The organism is Polaromonas sp. YR568 (genome assembly GCF_943369415.1).
Lineage (GTDB): Bacteria > Pseudomonadota > Gammaproteobacteria > Burkholderiales > Burkholderiaceae_C > Polaromonas.
In genome coordinates this window covers 201,537-218,431 of record NZ_CALRNF020000001.1, presented here as the reverse complement: position 1 = coordinate 218,431, position 16,895 = coordinate 201,537, and the positions used below count along the sequence as shown (strand labels likewise).

At 63.1% G+C, this 16,895-nt stretch carries 13 protein-coding genes and 1 pseudogene; 13 read left to right on the top strand and 1 reads right to left on the bottom strand.

Translation table 11 applies throughout. From position 1 onward, the window contains the following. Positions 1-52 precede the first annotated feature (52 nt). The 6 genes from ACLV74_RS01055 to ACLV74_RS01030 all read left to right on the top strand — a co-directional run bounded on the left by ACLV74_RS01055 (position 53) and on the right by ACLV74_RS01030 (position 7,222). Positions 53-916: a cysteine hydrolase gene (locus ACLV74_RS01055; protein ID WP_411877504.1), complete on the top strand. Its 864-nt coding sequence runs from the start codon at positions 53-55 to the stop codon at positions 914-916. A gap of 30 nt (positions 917-946) precedes the next feature. Beyond that, positions 947-2,140: a nicotinate phosphoribosyltransferase gene (pncB, locus tag ACLV74_RS01050; RefSeq protein WP_411877503.1), complete on the top strand. Its 1,194-nt coding sequence runs from the start codon at positions 947-949 to the stop codon at positions 2,138-2,140. A gap of 7 nt (positions 2,141-2,147) precedes the next feature. Continuing rightward, positions 2,148-3,848 carry an NAD+ synthase gene (locus ACLV74_RS01045; protein WP_411877502.1) on the top strand — a complete coding sequence of 567 codons (1,701 nt, stop codon included), beginning with the start codon at positions 2,148-2,150 and terminating at the stop codon, positions 3,846-3,848. 6 nt (positions 3,849-3,854) lie between these two features. Then, a complete protein-coding gene (locus ACLV74_RS01040; protein WP_411877501.1) occupies positions 3,855-4,919 on the top strand; it encodes an NUDIX domain-containing protein in 1,065 nt (354 codons plus the stop codon). Positions 4,920-5,397: 478 nt separating this feature from the next. After that, positions 5,398-5,874: a hypothetical protein gene (locus ACLV74_RS01035; RefSeq protein WP_411877500.1), complete on the top strand. Its 477-nt coding sequence runs from the start codon at positions 5,398-5,400 to the stop codon at positions 5,872-5,874. A 412-nt stretch (positions 5,875-6,286) separates the two neighbouring features. Then, positions 6,287-7,222: a 4-hydroxyproline epimerase gene (locus ACLV74_RS01030; protein ID WP_411877499.1), complete on the top strand. Its 936-nt coding sequence runs from the start codon at positions 6,287-6,289 to the stop codon at positions 7,220-7,222. Positions 7,223-7,577: 355 nt separating this feature from the next. Here ACLV74_RS01030 and ACLV74_RS01025 read toward each other — a convergent pair whose 3' ends face one another. Then, a complete protein-coding gene (locus ACLV74_RS01025; RefSeq protein ID WP_411877579.1) occupies positions 7,578-7,778 on the bottom strand; it encodes a hypothetical protein in 201 nt (66 codons plus the stop codon). A gap of 150 nt (positions 7,779-7,928) precedes the next feature. On the opposite strand from ACLV74_RS01025, the pseudogene ACLV74_RS01020 reads away from it, so the two are divergent. The 7 genes and pseudogenes from ACLV74_RS01020 to ACLV74_RS00990 form a co-directional block, all read left to right on the top strand. After that, a pseudogene (locus ACLV74_RS01020) lies at positions 7,929-9,398 on the top strand (type I secretion system permease/ATPase); the annotation flags it as partial. Between the two features lie 2 nt (positions 9,399-9,400). Continuing rightward, positions 9,401-10,831 (top strand): HlyD family type I secretion periplasmic adaptor subunit, encoded by a 1,431-nt coding sequence (locus ACLV74_RS01015; RefSeq protein ID WP_411877498.1) that lies wholly within the window; start codon positions 9,401-9,403, stop codon positions 10,829-10,831. A 346-nt stretch (positions 10,832-11,177) separates the two neighbouring features. Further along, positions 11,178-11,642: a spore coat protein U domain-containing protein gene (locus ACLV74_RS01010; protein WP_411877497.1), complete on the top strand. Its 465-nt coding sequence runs from the start codon at positions 11,178-11,180 to the stop codon at positions 11,640-11,642. A 17-nt stretch (positions 11,643-11,659) separates the two neighbouring features. Beyond that, positions 11,660-12,124: a spore coat protein U domain-containing protein gene (locus ACLV74_RS01005; RefSeq protein ID WP_411877496.1), complete on the top strand. Its 465-nt coding sequence runs from the start codon at positions 11,660-11,662 to the stop codon at positions 12,122-12,124. 28 nt (positions 12,125-12,152) lie between these two features. Continuing rightward, positions 12,153-13,520, top strand: a complete 1,368-nt coding sequence (locus tag ACLV74_RS01000; RefSeq protein ID WP_411877495.1) for a TolC family protein — start codon at positions 12,153-12,155, stop codon at positions 13,518-13,520. Further along, on the top strand, positions 13,517-15,691 hold the full coding sequence (locus tag ACLV74_RS00995; protein ID WP_411877494.1) for an ATP-binding cassette domain-containing protein: 2,175 nt from the start codon (positions 13,517-13,519) through the stop codon (positions 15,689-15,691). Before ACLV74_RS01000 ends, ACLV74_RS00995 begins: the two co-directional genes overlap by 4 nt. Further along, a complete protein-coding gene (locus tag ACLV74_RS00990) occupies positions 15,688-16,857 on the top strand; it encodes an HlyD family efflux transporter periplasmic adaptor subunit (RefSeq protein WP_411877493.1) in 1,170 nt (389 codons plus the stop codon). The genes ACLV74_RS00995 and ACLV74_RS00990 overlap by 4 nt, the downstream gene beginning before the upstream one ends. Positions 16,858-16,895: the final 38 nt, after the last annotated feature.

The following is a 16,895-nucleotide window of genomic DNA, read 5'->3' as shown; positions in this document are numbered from 1 at the left end:
CTGCTGCGAGAATCGGCGGCATTGCCCCTAATCACTGTCAACGGAGGACAACATGAAAAAAAACATCCAGCTCCTGATCATCGACCCGCAAAACGACTTTTGCGACCTGCCGGCCGACTGGCTGCCGGTGGATCCGGTGACGGGGCGAGCCACATTGCCGGCCCTGCCCGTGGCGGGCGCCCATGCCGACATGCTGCGCCTGGCCAAGCTGATACGCGAAGGCGCCTCCGGCATTTCCGCCATCGGCGTGACGCTGGATTCCCATCACAGGTTTGACATCGCCCACCCGACCTTCTGGAAAACCGGCGCAGGTGATGCGGTGGGGCCATTCACCCCCATCAACGCCGCGCAGGTGCGCAAGGGCGACTACCTGCCCAAAGATGCGGCCATGCTGCCCAGGGCCCTGGCCTACATCGACGAGCTGGAGCGGCGCGGCCGCTACACCCTGATGGTGTGGCCGGTGCACTGCGAAATCGGCAGCTGGGGCCACAATGTGCACCCCGCCGTGAAAGCCGCCTACAACCTCTGGGAAGACAGCCGCCTGGCGATGGTGCAAAAGATCAGCAAAGGCAGCAATCCGTGGACGGAGCACTACAGCGCCATGCAGGCCGAGGTGCCGGACGAGGAAGACCCTGCGACGCAGCTCAACACGGCCCTGATCGCGTCGCTGGACAAAGCCGACCTGCTCATCATCGCCGGCGAAGCCAGCAGCCACTGCGTGAAGGCGACCACCGAGCACATCGTTGAAAACCTGCCGTCCGGCAACACCAGCAAGGTGGTGCTGCTGACCGACTGCATGAGCCCCGTCGGTGGTTTCGAGGCGCAGCACCAGGCTTTCCTGGACGACATGGCGCGCCGCGGCGCGGTGCTGTCTACCAGCGCGACCATGCTGAGCGCCTTGCAGGCCAACGCCTGAGCGCTTCCCCCTTCCATCACAAAGCGATTTATGCAACCCATCATCCAAAGCCTGCTGGACACCGATCTCTACAAGTTCACGATGTGGCAAACCATGCTGCACAGGCACCCGCAGACCGAAGCCGAATACACCTTTGTCTGCCGCAACCAGCCGGGCTACGCCTTGAGCGAACTGCTCGGAGAAGTCAATGCGCAGCTCGACCATCTCTGCACCCTGCGCTTTCAGCCGCAAGAGCTGGCCTACCTGCGCAGCCTTCGCTTCATCAAGAGCGACTTTGTGGACTTCCTGCGCATCTTCGAATTCCAGCGGGAGTTCATCACGGCCACGGTGGACGGTCCCACGCTGGTGATCAAGGCCGTGGGCCCGCAGGTGCACACCATGGCTTTTGAAATCTTCGTGCTGGCCATCGTCAACGAGCTGTATTTCCGCCGCTCCGACCAGGCTGCCGCTCTGGTGGAGGGCCGCAAGCGCCTGCAGGGCAAGATTGAGATCCTGCGGGCCTTCGAGAAAGAACCCGCGTTGCGCAACCCCTTCGAGTTTTTTGATTTCGGCGTGCGCCGCCGCTTCTCGCGCGACTGGCAGACCGAGGTGGTCACCACGCTCAAGCGCGAGGTGCCGCAGTACTTCAAGGGAACCTCCAATGTGCTGCTGGCCAAGGAGCTGAACCTGGTGCCCATAGGCACCATGGCGCACGAATACCTGCAGACCTACCAGGCGCTGGGCATGACCTTGCGCGACTTCCAGCGCGCCGCGCTCGAAGACTGGGTGCAGGAATACCGCGGCGACCTCGGTGTGGCGCTGACCGACGTGGTCGGCATGGACGCCTTCCTGGCGGACTTCGACCTCTACTTCGCCAAGCTGTTCGACGGCTTGCGCCATGATTCCGGCGATCCGTTCGTCTGGGGCGAAAAAGCCCTGGCCCACTACGCCAAGTTGCGCGTCGACCCGCAGAACAAGCGCCTGGTGTTCTCTGACGGGCTGGATGTGCCGACCGCGCTCAAGCTCTATCGCGCGTTCGCCGAACGCACCCAGACCGGCTTCGGCATAGGCACCAACCTCACCAATGATGTGGGCCTGACGCCGCTGAACATCGTGATGAAACTGACGGGCGCCAACGCGCGGCCGGTGGCCAAGCTGTCGGACAGCCCGGGCAAGACGCTGTGCAACGACCAGACCTTCCTGGCCTACCTGCGCCAGGTCTTCCGTTTCCCCGCTTCAGTTTGAGGACCGCATGCTCAAAATCACCGCTGCCCAGCTGAACTTCACGATAGGCGACCTCTCCGGCAATGTGGCCAAAATGGTCACGGCCGCCAGCAAGGCCTGGACTGACCAGTCCGACATCGTCGTCTTCTCCGAAATGTCGCTCACGGCGTATTACCCCGGCGACATGCTTGACGAGGAGGGCTTCATGGAGCGTGTCGACGCGGCCCTGCAGGAACTGCTGCTGGCCTCGCGGCAGATCCCGAATCTCTACTGGGTGGTGGGCCTGCCCGCGCGCCGTGAAGCGCCGGGCAAGAAGTTGCGCAATGCCCTGTGCGTGATCAAGGGCGGCGAGGTGCTCCTCGAATACGCCAAGCAGCTGCTGCCCACCTACAACATCTTCGACGAACGCAGGCACTTTGAACCCGGCCAGGACGTCGCGAAAGTCCTGCGGATACGCGATGCCAAGGTGGGCGTGCTGATCTGTGAGGACGGCTGGAACGACGAGGGCCTGGACTACGCGGTCAACCCCTTTGACCGCATGCGCGACGCCGCGCCCGACCTGGTGATCTCCATCAACGCCAGCCCGTCCAACATCGGCAAGCGCGAGCAGCGCCACCAGATCTTCAGCGCCGCCAGCAGGCGCAACGAGTTGCCCATTCTTTACGTCAACCAGGTCGGCGGGCATGACCAGCTCGTTTATGACGGCGCTTCCTTCGCGGTGGAGCCGCAGGCCGGCGTGGTGTTCGAGGCCGAACGTTTTGCGGAAGACGTGACGACGCTGCGTTTCGAGAACGGCCGCTTCCTGACGCTGGCCGGCGATGAGCCCGCCGCCGTTGCGCCTGAGGGCTTGCCGACCATGGAGTTCTACCGGCGCCAGATCGTGCTCGGCCTGCGGGACTACGCGCGGCGCTGCGGCTTCACGCAGGCGGTGATCGGTTCGTCGGGCGGCATTGATTCGGCGTTGACGCTGGCGCTTGCCGCCGAAGCCTTGGGTCCGTCCAACGTGACCGCCATCACCATGCCTTCGCGTTTTTCATCGGCCGGCTCGGTCGATGACTCGGAAATCCTGTGCCGCAACCTGGGCGTGGAACTGCTGCGCCACCCGATCGCCGGGATCGTGAACGAATTTTCTGCAGGCTTCGAGGCCGCTTTTGGCCGGCCGCTGCAGGGCATCGCGCTGGAGAATCTGCAGGCGCGTGCGCGCGGCACCATCCTGATGGAGTACTCGAACAGCTTCGGGCACCTGCTGCTGACCACCGGCAACAAGTCCGAAATCTCGGTGGGCTACTGCACGCTGTACGGCGACACCAACGGCGGCCTGGGCCTGATCGGCGACCTCTACAAAACCGAGGTGTTCGCCCTGTCAAGCTACCTCAACGAAGCGGCCGGGAAAGAACTCATTCCGCAGGCCATCATTGACAAGGCCCCCTCGGCGGAACTGGCGCCCGACCAGAAGGACGTGGACAGCCTGCCGCCCTACCCGGTGCTCGACGAAGTGCTCAAGCTCCTGATCGAGGGCCGGCGCCTGGCCGGGTGGGAGTATGACAATGCCGCCGCTTTCGTCGCGCAACTGCGCCGGCAGCCCGAGGGCCTGGCCATGGTCGAACGCATCAGGGGCATGATCGCCCGCAATGAATACAAGCGCCGGCAGGCGCCTCCCATCATCCGTTTGCGCGCGCGCGCCTTCGGCACCGGCCGGCAGATGCCGATCGCCGCCAAATTCCAGTGAGGCCTCATGACACCCAGCCCTGAAAACCACGACGTCTCGGTCTACATCGGCCGCTTCCAGATCTTCCACAACGGGCAGCTTGCGTTGCTGCGGCGGGCCCTGGCGGCAGCCCCGCTTTGCCTCGTGGTGCTCGGCTCGGCCTGGCAGGCCCGAACTCCCAAAAACCCTTTCACGTGGGAGGAACGGGTGGAAATGATCCGCCTGGCCCTGCCCGAGGCCGACCGGGACAGGGTGCGGTTTCTGCCCATGCGTGACTACTACGACCAGGAGCGCTGGGTCGCTGCGGTCAGGCAGGGTGTGGCGGAACTGCTCGGCGAGAAAGCGGGCGCTTCTTCTGTCGTGCTCGTGGGGCATTTCAAGGACGCTACCAGTGAGTACCTGAAGAACTTCCCGGGCTGGACGCTGGATTCGGCCGAATCGCAGGGCCGGATCGACGCCAGCGCTTTGCGTGACGCCTACTTCGGTAACGCCGGTGCTGCGCTGGAACCGGCGCTTGCCGCCCTGGTGAGCCAGGCGCCGGCCAGTACCGTCGCGTTTCTTCGCAGCTGGGCGGCCCTGCCGTATTTCCGTGAACTCGCGCAGGAGTGGGAAAGCCTCAGGCAGGAAAAGGCGAAGTGGGCCGGCTCGCCTTATCCGCCGGTTTTTGTGACGGTGGATGCTGTTGTCCAGTGCGGCGGGCGTGTGCTGCTGATCCGGCGCGGGCGTTCCCCCGGCAAGGGCCTGTTCGCCGTACCGGGTGGATTCATCGAACAGCGGGAAACGGTCTACCAGTCAGCCCTGCGCGAACTGGAAGAAGAAACCCGCATCCGCCTGCTGGAAGGCGACATGGAAAACGCGCTGAAAGCGGTTCATGTGTTCGACCACCCGGACCGCAGTTTGCGCGGCCGCGTGATCACCCATGCCCACTTCTTTGATCTGGGTGCGCGCCGCTTGCCGGAAGTGCAGGCCGCAGACGACGCGGCCGCCGCCGAATGGATTCCCATTGAAAAGCTGGCCGCCATGGAAGACCGCTTCCATGACGATCATTTCCACATGCTGGACTTCTTTTTCTCCTTGACCGCACGGACTTGAGCTTGCGTATGCCGGCGGTGCGACCGCACCGGCATGCCGGGTTTCCGGTCGCTGTGCGACCTATCTTTCACGGTGCATCAAGCGGGCAAAAAAAGCCCCTGCAGCAGAGGTCACTGCAGGGGCTCGAACTGCCTGGAGGCAGCCTTGTCTGGGATGAGAACAAGGAACGCCAAAGCGTCTTGGGCATTGTAGGAATTGGGTCGGTGTAAACAAGCCAACAATGTTCTGCGCCGGACAATGAATGTCGGTAACAGGAAATTTTTTCCCGACGCCCTGTGGCGATACGCCTGAGTCCACGCTTGCATTGATGCCAACAAACCCGTAGAAACTTCAGATTTCGCGCAAGGTTTGTCCGCAAGAAAACAAAGTCCGCTTCCTTTCCTGGCGTTCTCTCGGACACTGTGGTCCGGTTGTCTGGCGCGGTATCGCCCGGATACCGGAACTTACGCCCAGCCTTGATGAGGGAGAGGACCCCACTATGAGTGCCAGAGACTCTTTCGCGATCCATGCCTTGTTCAAAGGCATTGGTGCTCGTGTTTTGTTAGCCGGGTTCAATGAACTGGAAGTCGATGTGCTTCGCAGCCGCCTGCAAATGGCAGCCGCTTTGACGCCCGTTGCGCGCGTGGACAACACGACCTTGCCGGGGGCGCTTCCCGCCGTTGAGGCGTTCAGGCACCACCTCGTCTTTATCCGCCTGGGTGAGCGGCACATGCACGCCGACTATGCCGCCATGGATGACTTTCTGGCGCAGATGGCGGAACTTCAGGCCGTTGCCGTGATACCGGTCGGCAGCAGACGTGTCGCGGTGGATTTTTTCCGCCACCATCTTTGTTCTGTCAGCCCGCTGTACCTCGGCGCGCATTTCGGGCAGGACGATCTCCTGAACATCCTGGATACCTACGGTTTCTCCAGGTCCACCGCGCGACCCCGCAGGCTATCAAGCGTGCACGCCTGAGAGCCGGGCCGCATCGTCACGATGCCAGACAGCTGCTGACCTGCCTCATCGGCTGCGCCCCGCAAAGTCATCGAATCCGGGGCTCAAGCTTAGTCGCCACAGGCCTGGCGCATGCCTTGCGCATCCGGGCCGCCCCGGCAACTGTTCCCGGCATTTGCCAAATTCCCCTCAACGCAAAAAGGGCGGCGTGGCAAGCTGCTTAATACCTATGACAACAAATTAATATCTAATTAATATATTAATATTGGTTGTGTTTATTTTCTTGATTGGGAATTTCCATTGGGCAAGCGTCGCCGGCCAGACCTGTTGCCGGCGGTTTCGCCCCTGGGGGACTCCTGAGCCGATGCCGTTTGGCGGGATTCTCCCGCAACCGGCGAAGTAAGCTAGTCACTGGACCCAATACGGAGCTTGCATGAAACGAATCAAGGTGGTTGACTCCCACACCGGCGGTGAACCGACACGCCTGGTCCTGGATGGATTTCCCGACCTGGGAAATGGCAGCATGGCCGAGCGGCGTGCCCTGCTGGCGCAGCGGCACGACGACTGGCGGGCGGCAACCGTTCTGGAGCCGCGCGGTAGCGATGTGATGGTGGGCGCGCTGTTGTGCAAGCCGGTGGATCCGGCTAGCGCTGCCGGCGTCATCTTCTTCAACAACACCGGCTACCTGGGCATGTGCGGGCACGGCACCATCGGGCTGGTGGCTTCGCTGGCGCACCTGGAGCTGATAGCGCCCGGTGTGCATCGTATCGAAACGCCGGTCGGCACCGTCACGGCGACGCTACATGCCGACGGGTCCGTGAGCGTGCGCAACGTACCTGCCTTGCGGCATTTACGGCAAGTCGCCGTCGAAGTCCCTGGCCACGGCACGGTGCGCGGTGATGTGGCCTGGGGCGGCAACTGGTTCTTTCTGGTGAGTGAGCACGGCCAGCGCGTGGTGAGCGACAACCTTGAGGCGCTGACCGCCTACAGCGTGTTGCTGCGCGAAGCGCTGGCAACCCAAGGCATTACCGGTGTCGGCGGCGCCGAGATCGACCACATTGAATTGTTCGCACCGGATGACGAAGGCGCGGACAGCCGCAACTTCGTCCTGTGCCCCGGCAAAGCCTACGACCGCTCTCCTTGCGGCACCGGTACCAGCGCCAAGATCGCCTGCCTGGCTGCGGATGGAAAGCTCGAACCCGGCGAAATCTGGCAGCAGGCGAGCATCATCGGCAGCCGGTTCGAAGCCAGCTATGTCATGGAGGGCGGACAGATTATTCCAATTCTGCGCGGCCGGGCCCATATGAGCGCTGAAGCCACCTTGCTGATCGAAGACGGCGACCCATTTGCTTGGGGTATCCGTCTGTGATGAAGATGTGGCCGCAGCGGGTGAGTTTTTTGATGATGGCCACTGACCCTGTCGAAAGTTTTTGCCGCGAACATCTGGTTTACCCTGAGATCATTCGCCCAAGTGAAGTACCTCGCCCTCTTCAGGAATGACTACAGATGTGCATTTTCGAGAACCACTTCACGCGCAATCTTAAAAAGTCGCGCACATTGCCTTCCTGCGGACAATGTGGCCCCCCATTCTTTGTGAGCTGACTATGCTTGATTCGTCGCGGTTTTCAGCGATGGATGCATGTGAACCCGGTGCGGGAGCATACAAGGGGGTATTAAAAATGATGTACTTTATTGAGCTCAGTCAGTTTTCGGTGGAGGACTCTTCACTGACCAAAGCGCTGAGAGAGCAGATGGGATTGAGCAAAGGCAAGGCAGTGCGGTGGGCTGAATGGCATGCCGGCCAAGTCGGCCCCGATTCCTGGCCCGATGTCACGCTCATCAATGCGGCGCGGCTTGACTGGAGGCAGCTCAAAGGGATTCTCGATCAGTGCGCCGCTGAAACGGTTATTTTGACGGGCCGCCAAGACTCGCTGTTTGCCCTGCCAACACTGGCCTGTGTGGCGGAGCTGGATGACCTGCTGCAGTTTATGCCGCCCCCAGGACTCCGCACAGCGCCGGGATCGCCCGCCGGGATATCGGGATCCCAACGCCGGTTTGTACGGGAAGTCGACACGACGCCCAGCCGCATCGACGTGGAACTGGGCGCACGCCTCTTTCGCCACCTGCTGGGCCTTCCCATGGCTTACTTCACGTCCAGGCGAGTGGGTGATTCGGTCGCCCGCATCCGGGAGCTCGAAACCATACGGTCTTTCCTCACCGGCAATGCCATCACCGTCGTGCTGGACCTGCTGTTCTCCGTGGTCTTTCTGGCGGTGATGCTTTATTACAGCGTGTGGCTGACCCTTATCGTGGTGGTCTCGCTGCCCTGCTATGCGCTGCTCTCGGTGCTGTTCACGCCCATCCTGCGCGCGCGCCTCAACGAGAAATTCAACCGCGGCGCCGAAAACCAGGCCTTCCTGGTCGAAACCATAGGCGGCATAGACACCGTCAAGTCGATGGCGGTGCAGCCGCAATGGGCGCAGAAGTGGGACAACCAGCTGGCCGCCTACGTTTCCGCGGGTTTTCGCACCACCACCATAGGCACCCTGGCCAACAATGGCGTGTCGCTGGTCAGCAAGCTGGTCACCGTGGCCACCATCTGGCTGGGCGCCCAGCTGGTGGTGGAGGGAAAACTCTCCGTCGGTCAGCTCATTGCCTTCAATATGCTCGCCGGCTACGTCGCGGCGCCGGTCATCCGCCTCGCGCAGCTGTGGACGGAATTCCAGCAGGTCGGCATCTCCATGCAGCGCCTGGGCGACATCCTCAACACCCGCCCCGAAATTGCCGGCAACAAAAGCGCCATGCCCAGGATAGAGGGCGCCATCGAATTCGACGCCGTGAGTTTTCGTTACCGGCCCGATGCGCCGCAGGTGCTGCGCGGCATCAGTTTCAGCGCGGCCGCGGGCGAGGTCATCGGTATCGTCGGCCGGTCCGGTTCCGGTAAAAGCACCCTGACCAAGCTGGTGCAGCGCATGTACATCCCCGACCAGGGGCGCGTGCTGATAGACGGCGTCGACCTCGCCACCACCGATGCCACCACGGTGCGCCGCCAGCTCGGCGTGGTGCTGCAGGAGAACATGCTGTTCAACCGCAGCATCCGCGACAACATCGCGCTGGTCAACACCGGGCTGCCCCTCGAAGCGGTCATAGAAGCCGCCAGGCTGGCCGGTGCCCACGAATTCATCATCGAGTTGCCCGAGGCCTACGACACCATGGTGGGCGAGCACGGCGCCACCCTGTCGGGCGGCCAGCGCCAGCGCATCGCCATTGCGCGCGCCCTGATCAGCAACCCCCGCATCCTGATTTTCGACGAGGCCACCAGTGCCCTGGACTACGAGTCTGAACGCATCCTCAAAGACAACATGCGGGCTATCTGCGCCGGGCGCACCGTGCTCATCATCGCGCACCGGCTTTCGACCGTTCGCGACGCCGATCGCATCATCGTCGTCGACAAAGGCCAGATCGTCGAGCAGGGTCCGCACGAAGAACTGCTGGCCCTGCCCGGCGGGCAGTATGCGCATCTGCACCGCATGCAGGGGCTATGACCATGAATTCTTTCAAACAACGCCTGGGCGCCATCGGCGAATTGCTGCAGCGTTACAAGGCCGTCTTCGCCCTTGCCTGGAAAGACCGGCAACAATCCGGCGCCCGCGGCTACAGCGCCGCCGAAGCCCAGTTTCTGCCCGCCGTGCTCGCGGTTCAGGAAACACCCACGCCGGCCGCCCCGCGCGCCTTCATGTGGCTGCTTATTGTCTTTGCGGCTATGGCTGTGCTCTGGAGCGTGTTCGGGAAGATCGATATCGTCGCCGTCGCCAGCGGAAAGATCGTCCCCAGCGGGTACACCAAGGTGGTGCAACCGCTCAGCGCGGCGGTGGTCAAGGCCATCCACGTGAAAGACGGGCAGGCCGTCAAAGCCGGCGACCTGCTGGTGGAACTCGACGCCAGCACTGAAGCTGCCGACATCGAACGCTCCCGCGCCGAACTGGAGGCCGCCTTGCTGCAGGCCGCGCGCGCCAGTGCTTTGCTCGACGCGATGGCCCACGGCGCCACACCCGCCTTGCCGCACGTGCCCCAGGCTTCGGCGGAGCGCCTCGCCGAAGCCGCGCGCATGCTTGAAGGGCAATACAGCGAGTACACCACCAAGCTGGCGCGCAGCGAGGCGGAGATTACGACCCGCCAGGCCGAACTGCGCGCCAGCCGCGAACAGGTGGCCAAACTGCAGGCCACCTTGCCCATGATGCAGCAGCGCGCTTCGGACCTGGACGGCCTGGCCAGGGACGGCTATGTGGCCCGGCACACTTTCCTCGAGCGCCAGCAGGCCTATCTTGAGCAGTCCGGCGAACTCTCGGTGCAGCGCGAGCGCGTGCAGCAACTACAGGCCTCCGTCATGGAAAGCCGCCGCCAGAGCGAAGCCTTCAAGGCCGAGATCCGCCGCGCCACTCTCGACAGCCTCAAGGAGGGACAACAGCGTGCCGCCTCGCTCGAACAGGAGTTGAGCAAGGCCCAGTCACGCGACACCCTGACCCGGCTGCTTTCACCTGTCACTGGCACGGTGCAGCAACTGGCGCTGCACACCGTCGGCGGCGTCGTCACGCCGGCCCAGCAACTGATGGTGGTCGTGCCCGGGGAGCATCCGCTCGAAGTGGAGGCCATGCTTGAAAACAAGGATATCGGCTTTGTGCGCGCCGGCCAGGAAGTGGTCGTCAAGCTCGAAACCTTTCCGTACACCACCTATGGCGCCATCCCCGGCGTCGTGCTTGACGTCTCGCGCGATGCCATCGCCGACGAAAAGCGCGGCCTGCTCTACGCCGTGCGCGTGCAGCTGGCGCGCACCCGTATCGAAGTCGACGGCGCTGATGTGCCGCTCGGTTTCGGCATGGTGGCTCACGTCGAAATCAAGACCGGCAAGCGGCGGGTGATCTCCTTTTTCCTCAGCCCGCTGGTGCAGGCCGCGCAGGAAGGTTTGCGCGAGCGATAGACGGCTGCGCTGGAACGCCTGGACCGCTCTTCTTTCCTCTTCGCGAAATTTTGTGGCACGCCGTTTCGGAAAACTTGCCGCGCAAGGATGGGGTTATCCCTCGATGCCTTTTGCCCACAAGCACGGGGGAAATTTCAAGAAGCCTACAAAGATTGTCATCGCGCGGACTATTACTTACATATTCGTAACTGGCATCGATAAGCTAAAAACCAGCCCGAAATTTTGTTTCATTAGTTATTTGGTAGTCAGTTTTTACGCCGTTTGCCAGGGCCGATTTCTTTCTCTCGTGGTTCCTTTTTTTCCATTCAAGCGTCTTTGTCACCCGTTCTTTAACCGGAGAACCTTCATGAAAAAACTCATTCTGGCGGCCACTCTCGGCCTTGTCGCCATCTTCTGCGCACCTGCCCAGGCAGCCAATGATTCGGCGTCCGTCACCGTCACCATCAACCTGACGTCCAAGTGCGTCTTCGGCACGGTCGCTCCCGTTGTGTTTGCGTACACCTCTTTCCAGGCGGCGCTGGCCACGGCCACGGGCGGCACTTTCAACATGAAGTGCACCAACACCATGCCCTACAAGATGGGCTTCACCAACGCCCCCACGCCGGCCGTCTCCGATGCGGTCACAGACGATGCCGTCAATCTCGCCTACACGCTGGGCCTGTCGGCTACCACCGGCACTGGCAGCGGTGTCGACCAGGCCTATTCAGTGTCTGGTTCGATGGCGCTGGGCCAGGCGGGCACCTGCCTCACTGCTGCCTGCACCAACGCGGCGGCAACCAACAAAGTCCGCACCTTGTACGTCGTGTACTGACCCTTCGGAGTCCACACATGAAAAAGTTCTTTGCAGGGAGCGTGATGGCATTGGCCGGCCTGCTGGCGTCGCCGGCGCAGGCGGCCAATGACTCGGCCTCCGTCAGCGTCACCATCAACCTCACGTCCAAGTGTGTGTTCGGCACCATCGCCCCCGTGGTGTTTGCCTACACATCTTTCCAGGCAACGTTGGCCAACGCCACCGGCGGCACCTTCAACATGAAGTGCACCAACACCATGCCCTACAAGATCGGCTTCACCAATGCCGCCACGCCCGCGACCACTGAAGCGACCACCGACAACGCCGTCAATCTCGCGTATACGCTGGGCCTGTCGGCCACCACCGGCACCGGCAGCGGCGTTGACCAGCCCTACACCGTGACCGGCACCATGGCGTTGGGCCAGGGCGGTACATGCCTTACGGCTTCCTGCACCAACACGGCTGCGACCAACAAGGTCCGCACCGTGTACGTCGTCTACTGAGTCGCCCGACAGCCTGGCCGGTGCCTCTATGAAAACCCTGTTTACCATCGCATTGCTGTCTCTGTGCCTGTGCGGCGCCGGGCATGCGCAGAGTGAGCACGCCGTGCCGTCCCCCGCCCCGGTCGAGGCTTCGGGGATACGCCTTGCCATGGCAAAGCTCTGCACGGCCTGCGATGTGCTGTACGCTCAAGCCGATCAAGCGGTTCCTGCAACCCAGGCCGCCACCAGCCTGGGCCTGCGCCAGCTCCTGCAGATGGCCGTTGAGACGCACCCTACTGTGGCCAGCGCGCGTTCCGAGCAGCAGTCTGCGCAAAGCATGATCGAAGCCGCGCGCATGCAGTTTTTGCCCGCGCCGGCGGTGCAGACCGACTCGTTGTCCGGGCGCAGCGCCACGACCTTCCGCCTGACCCAGCCGCTCTGGACGGGCGGCCGGCTCACCGCTGACCTGCGCCTGTCCGAGGTGCGAGAACTCCGGGCGCGTGAATCCATTTCGGATACACAGATCACACTGGCTACACGCGTAGCGGGCATCGCGCAGTCCTACCTGCTGAACGTCGGCCGCCGCATCGCGCAGCAGCGCAACGTCGATACCTTGAATGACCTGCTGCGCATGATAGAGCGGCGCAGCCAGGCGGAAGTGTCAGCCACGGCCGACGTCAACATGGTGCGTACGCGGCTTGCCCAAGCCCAGGCAGACCTCGAATCCTTCCGTGCGCTCGAGAATTCCGCCCTGGCGCAGTTGAGCAGCGCGATAGGCCGGCCCCTGGAGCCCGGCGCGCTCGAGTTGCCGGCACCGCCGCCGCGCCCACCCATGCTTGCGCGGCTGCTCGAGCGCGCCGTGCAAGACAACCCCCACCTGCGCCTCGCTGAAATCGATACACGCCTGGCCGCCATCGAGATAGACCGCACGCGCGCCGCGATGTGGCCCACCTTCTCCTTGCGGCTCGAACGCCAGGTCGGCGAGTACTTGGGCTCCGCCGCGCCCGGCAACCGTGTCTTCGTGTCGGTGCAATACGCGCCGGGCTCGGGCCTGTCGCTCAGCTCCCAGATCGAGGCCGCGGAGCGGCACCTGTCGGCGGTTCAGCGCAGCGCCGAAGCCAGCCGGCGGGATGTCACTGAACGCGTGGAAGCCGAATGGCGTGACCTTGAGTCCTCGCAGCGCCGCCTGCCCGAGCTGCAGCGCAGCCGCGAAGGCGCGGTGGAAGTTCTGGCATCCAACCGCCGCCTTTTCGTCTCCGGCCGCCGCAGCTGGATTGACCTGCTCAATTCCGTGCGCGAGATCGCCCAGGCCGAGCAGGCCGAAGTCGAGGCCCGCTCCGTCAGCGTGGGCTCCTATTACCGCCTGGGCCTGTTGCTCGGCATCCCCATGTGGTCCCCAGAAAGCGAACTCCCATGAGCACTTCATCACCCAATACGACATCGCACGTCACGCGCAGCGTGCTGTGGCTGGCTCGCCGCTTGCCCGACATCGTCAAGGACTTGCGGCCCATGAAATCGCACATGGTGGCAGAGCTCCAAACCCGCTTGGCCGCCGCGCAGGAGCAAGGCCTCACCCGCGACGGCCTGCAAGCCTGCGCGGACCATGCTTTTGTATCCATGGGTGCGCGATCCCAGGCCTGGACGGAAGGCAGCGCGGCCGCCAGGCTGCCCGCTGTCGCCATCCATCCCGATGTCGGCGTGTTCATTCTTCACCAGCACACGCCCGCCGGCGGCTGGCTGCTCGAGGACGCATCGGGCCATCGCCACGTCACGGTGCTGCCTGAAGGCGCGATCTATACCGAAATTCAGGCAAGCCACGCCACGGGCGACAGTCTCTACCGCACTGCGGGCGAGCTGTTTCGCAGCGCGCTGCGCGACAACAGGCGCTACTTCATCCAAGCGGCCCTCGCCTCCGTCGTCATCAATCTTTTCGGCCTGCTGACCTCGCTGTACAGCATGCAGGTTTACGACCGTGTGATTCCCACGCAAGGACTGTCCACACTGTATGCGCTGACGGCCGGTATCGCGATAGGCATCCTGCTGGAGTTGATCGCCAAATTCGCGCGCGCCACCATCACGGAGCATTCCATCCGCTCCATGGACGCCAATCTTTCGCACAGCATTTTCGAGCGGCTGCTGCGTGTGCGCATGGATCAATTTCCCGCCAGCGTCGGGACGCTGTCCGCCCAGCTGCGCAGCTACGAAATGATCAGGTCCTTCGCATCCTCGGTCACCCTTTACTTGCTGGTCGATACGCCCTTTGCCATTCTTTTCCTGGCCGTGATCTACCTGCTGGGTGGGCCCCTGGTTGCCACGGTGCCGGTGGTGTTCTTCATCGTGGCGCTGACGGTCGGCTTCCTCTCTCGCCGCAGCATGGAGCGGCATGCGCTTTCAGGCCAGGCGGCTTCAAACCGCAAACTGGGCTTGCTGGTCGAGGCGGTCGAAGGCGCGGAATCCATCAAGGCCAGCGGCGCCGGCTGGCAGTTCCTGGCGCGCTGGAACGGCCTGACCCGCATCAGCATCGATGAAGACATGCGGCTGCGCCATCTGGGCGATTCGGCCACCTATTACGCCGGATTTTTGCAGCAAATCAGCTATGTGCTTCTGATCGCTACCGGCGCTTATGTGGCTTCCACGTCCACGACGCTGACTTCAGGCGGGATCATCGCCTGCTCCATCCTTTCCGGCCGTGTGCTGACACCGGCCGGCATGCTTCCCGGTTTGATGGTGCAGTGGGCCAATGCCAAGTCGGCCGTGCGCAGCCTCTCGCACATTTTCAGCCTTGAACAGGACAACCATGCGGTGGAGCGTCCGCTTGCCATAGACCGCCTGCGGGGTGAGGTGGCCGTGCACAAGCTCGAATTCGGCTACCGCGGCCAGGCCACCGTGCTGCAACTGGAAAACCTGCACATCAGGCCCGGCGAGAAAGTCGGCCTGCTCGGGCCCGTTGGCAGCGGAAAAAGCACCCTGCTCAAGCTGATGTCCGGCATGTACATGCCCTCCAAGGGCCGTGTCTCCCTCGACGGCATAGACCTGCAGCACATCTCGCGGCCTCACCTCAGCGACCGGCTGGGCTATCTCCCGCAGGACGTGCGCCTGTTCGCCGGAACCTTGCGCGACAACCTCACCACCGGCGTTCTCGGCAAGACCGAGCAGCACCTGCTCGCCGCCTGCGAACTCACGGGCCTGGGGCAGGTGATTGCCGGGCACCCCAAAGGCTTCGACATGCCGATCGCCGAAGGCGGCACCGGCGTCTCGGGCGGGCAAAAGCAGCTGATCGCCCTGACGCGCATGGTGCTGGCCGCTCCCGACGTGTGGTTGCTCGACGAACCCACGGCTTCCATGGACGAAACCCTGGAGGCGCGCACCATCGCGGCCTTGCGCGCCAGCGTGCAGATCGACGAAACGCTTGTCATCGTTACCCACAAACCCGCCTTGCTGCAACTGGTGGACAGGCTGGTCATCCTCTCGCCCACCGGCGTCGTCATGGACGGTCCCAAGGCGCAGGTGCTGCAGCAGCTTGCCGCCCGTTCCCGTCCCTCGGCCGCCGCCGGCCATCCCGGCGCGCCACAGGAGGCTGTCGCATGAAATCCGCATACCCCACATCGCCGGCCTTGCGGTCGGCACAACGCCTGATCGCCTTGCTCCTTCTCATCATCGGATGTTTCCTGGCATGGAGCTTGTGGTTCGACGTCGAGCAGATCGCGCGCAGCACCGGCCAGGTGATCGCCAGCTCTCGCACCCAGCTGGTACAAGCCACCACCGACGGTGTGATCGAAAAATTCATGGTCCGTGAAGGCAGCCACGTCAAAAAGGGCGACATCCTCGTCACGCTCGAACGTGAACAAGGGCTGGCCTCGCTCAGCGACAGCCGGGCCAAGGTCGCCGCGCTCAAAGCCGCCCTGGTTCGCCTGCATGCCGAGGTGCTGGGCCGCCCCTTGGTATTCCCGCCCGAAGTGCAGCAGTTCCCGGCTTTCGTCAGCAACCAGACGGAGCTTTTCCAGCGCCGCCAGCGCGCCGTCAACCAGGAATCCGCCGCGCTGCAGTCCATGCTGGCGTCCACGCGCGAAGAACTCAGCATCAGCGAGCCGCTGCTCAAAAGCGGCGACATCTCCCGTGTTGAAATCATCCGCCTGAAAAAACAGATCGCCGAACTCGACGGCCAGATCACCAACCGGCGCAACAAATATTTCCAGGATGCCCAGGCCGAAATGACCAAGGCCGAGGAAGACCTCGCCACCCAGGAACAGGTGCTAGCCGACCGCTCCACCACCTATGAGCGCACCGAGATCCGCGCGCCCGCCGACGCCACCGTTCGCAATATCCGCTTGACCACCCTGGGCTCACGCGTGAAGCCCGGTGACGTGGTGATGGAGCTCACCCCCAGCGGCAGCGACCTGGTGGTGGAAGGCAAGTTCAAGCCCGCCGACATCGCCGGCATCCACGTCGGCCAGCCGGCGGCCGTCAAGCTCGACGCCTACGACTACGCGGTCTACGGCGTGCTGTCCGGCACCGTGAAATACGTCAGCGCCGACACCCTCACTGAAGACACCCGCAGCGGCGAAAACATCTATTACCGCGTGCAGGTCCAGCTTGACCCGGTGCAGCGGCACAAGGTGACAGGGCACAAGCCGATCGAAATCCAGCCCGGCATGACGGCCAGCATCGACATCCGCGGCACCAGCCACTCGATTTTCCGCTACCTCACCAAGCCCATCACCAAGACTTTTTCCGAAGCCTTTTCCGAACGCTGAGCGTTCGATTTTCTCTTCCTTTCTTTTCTTTGTTTAAC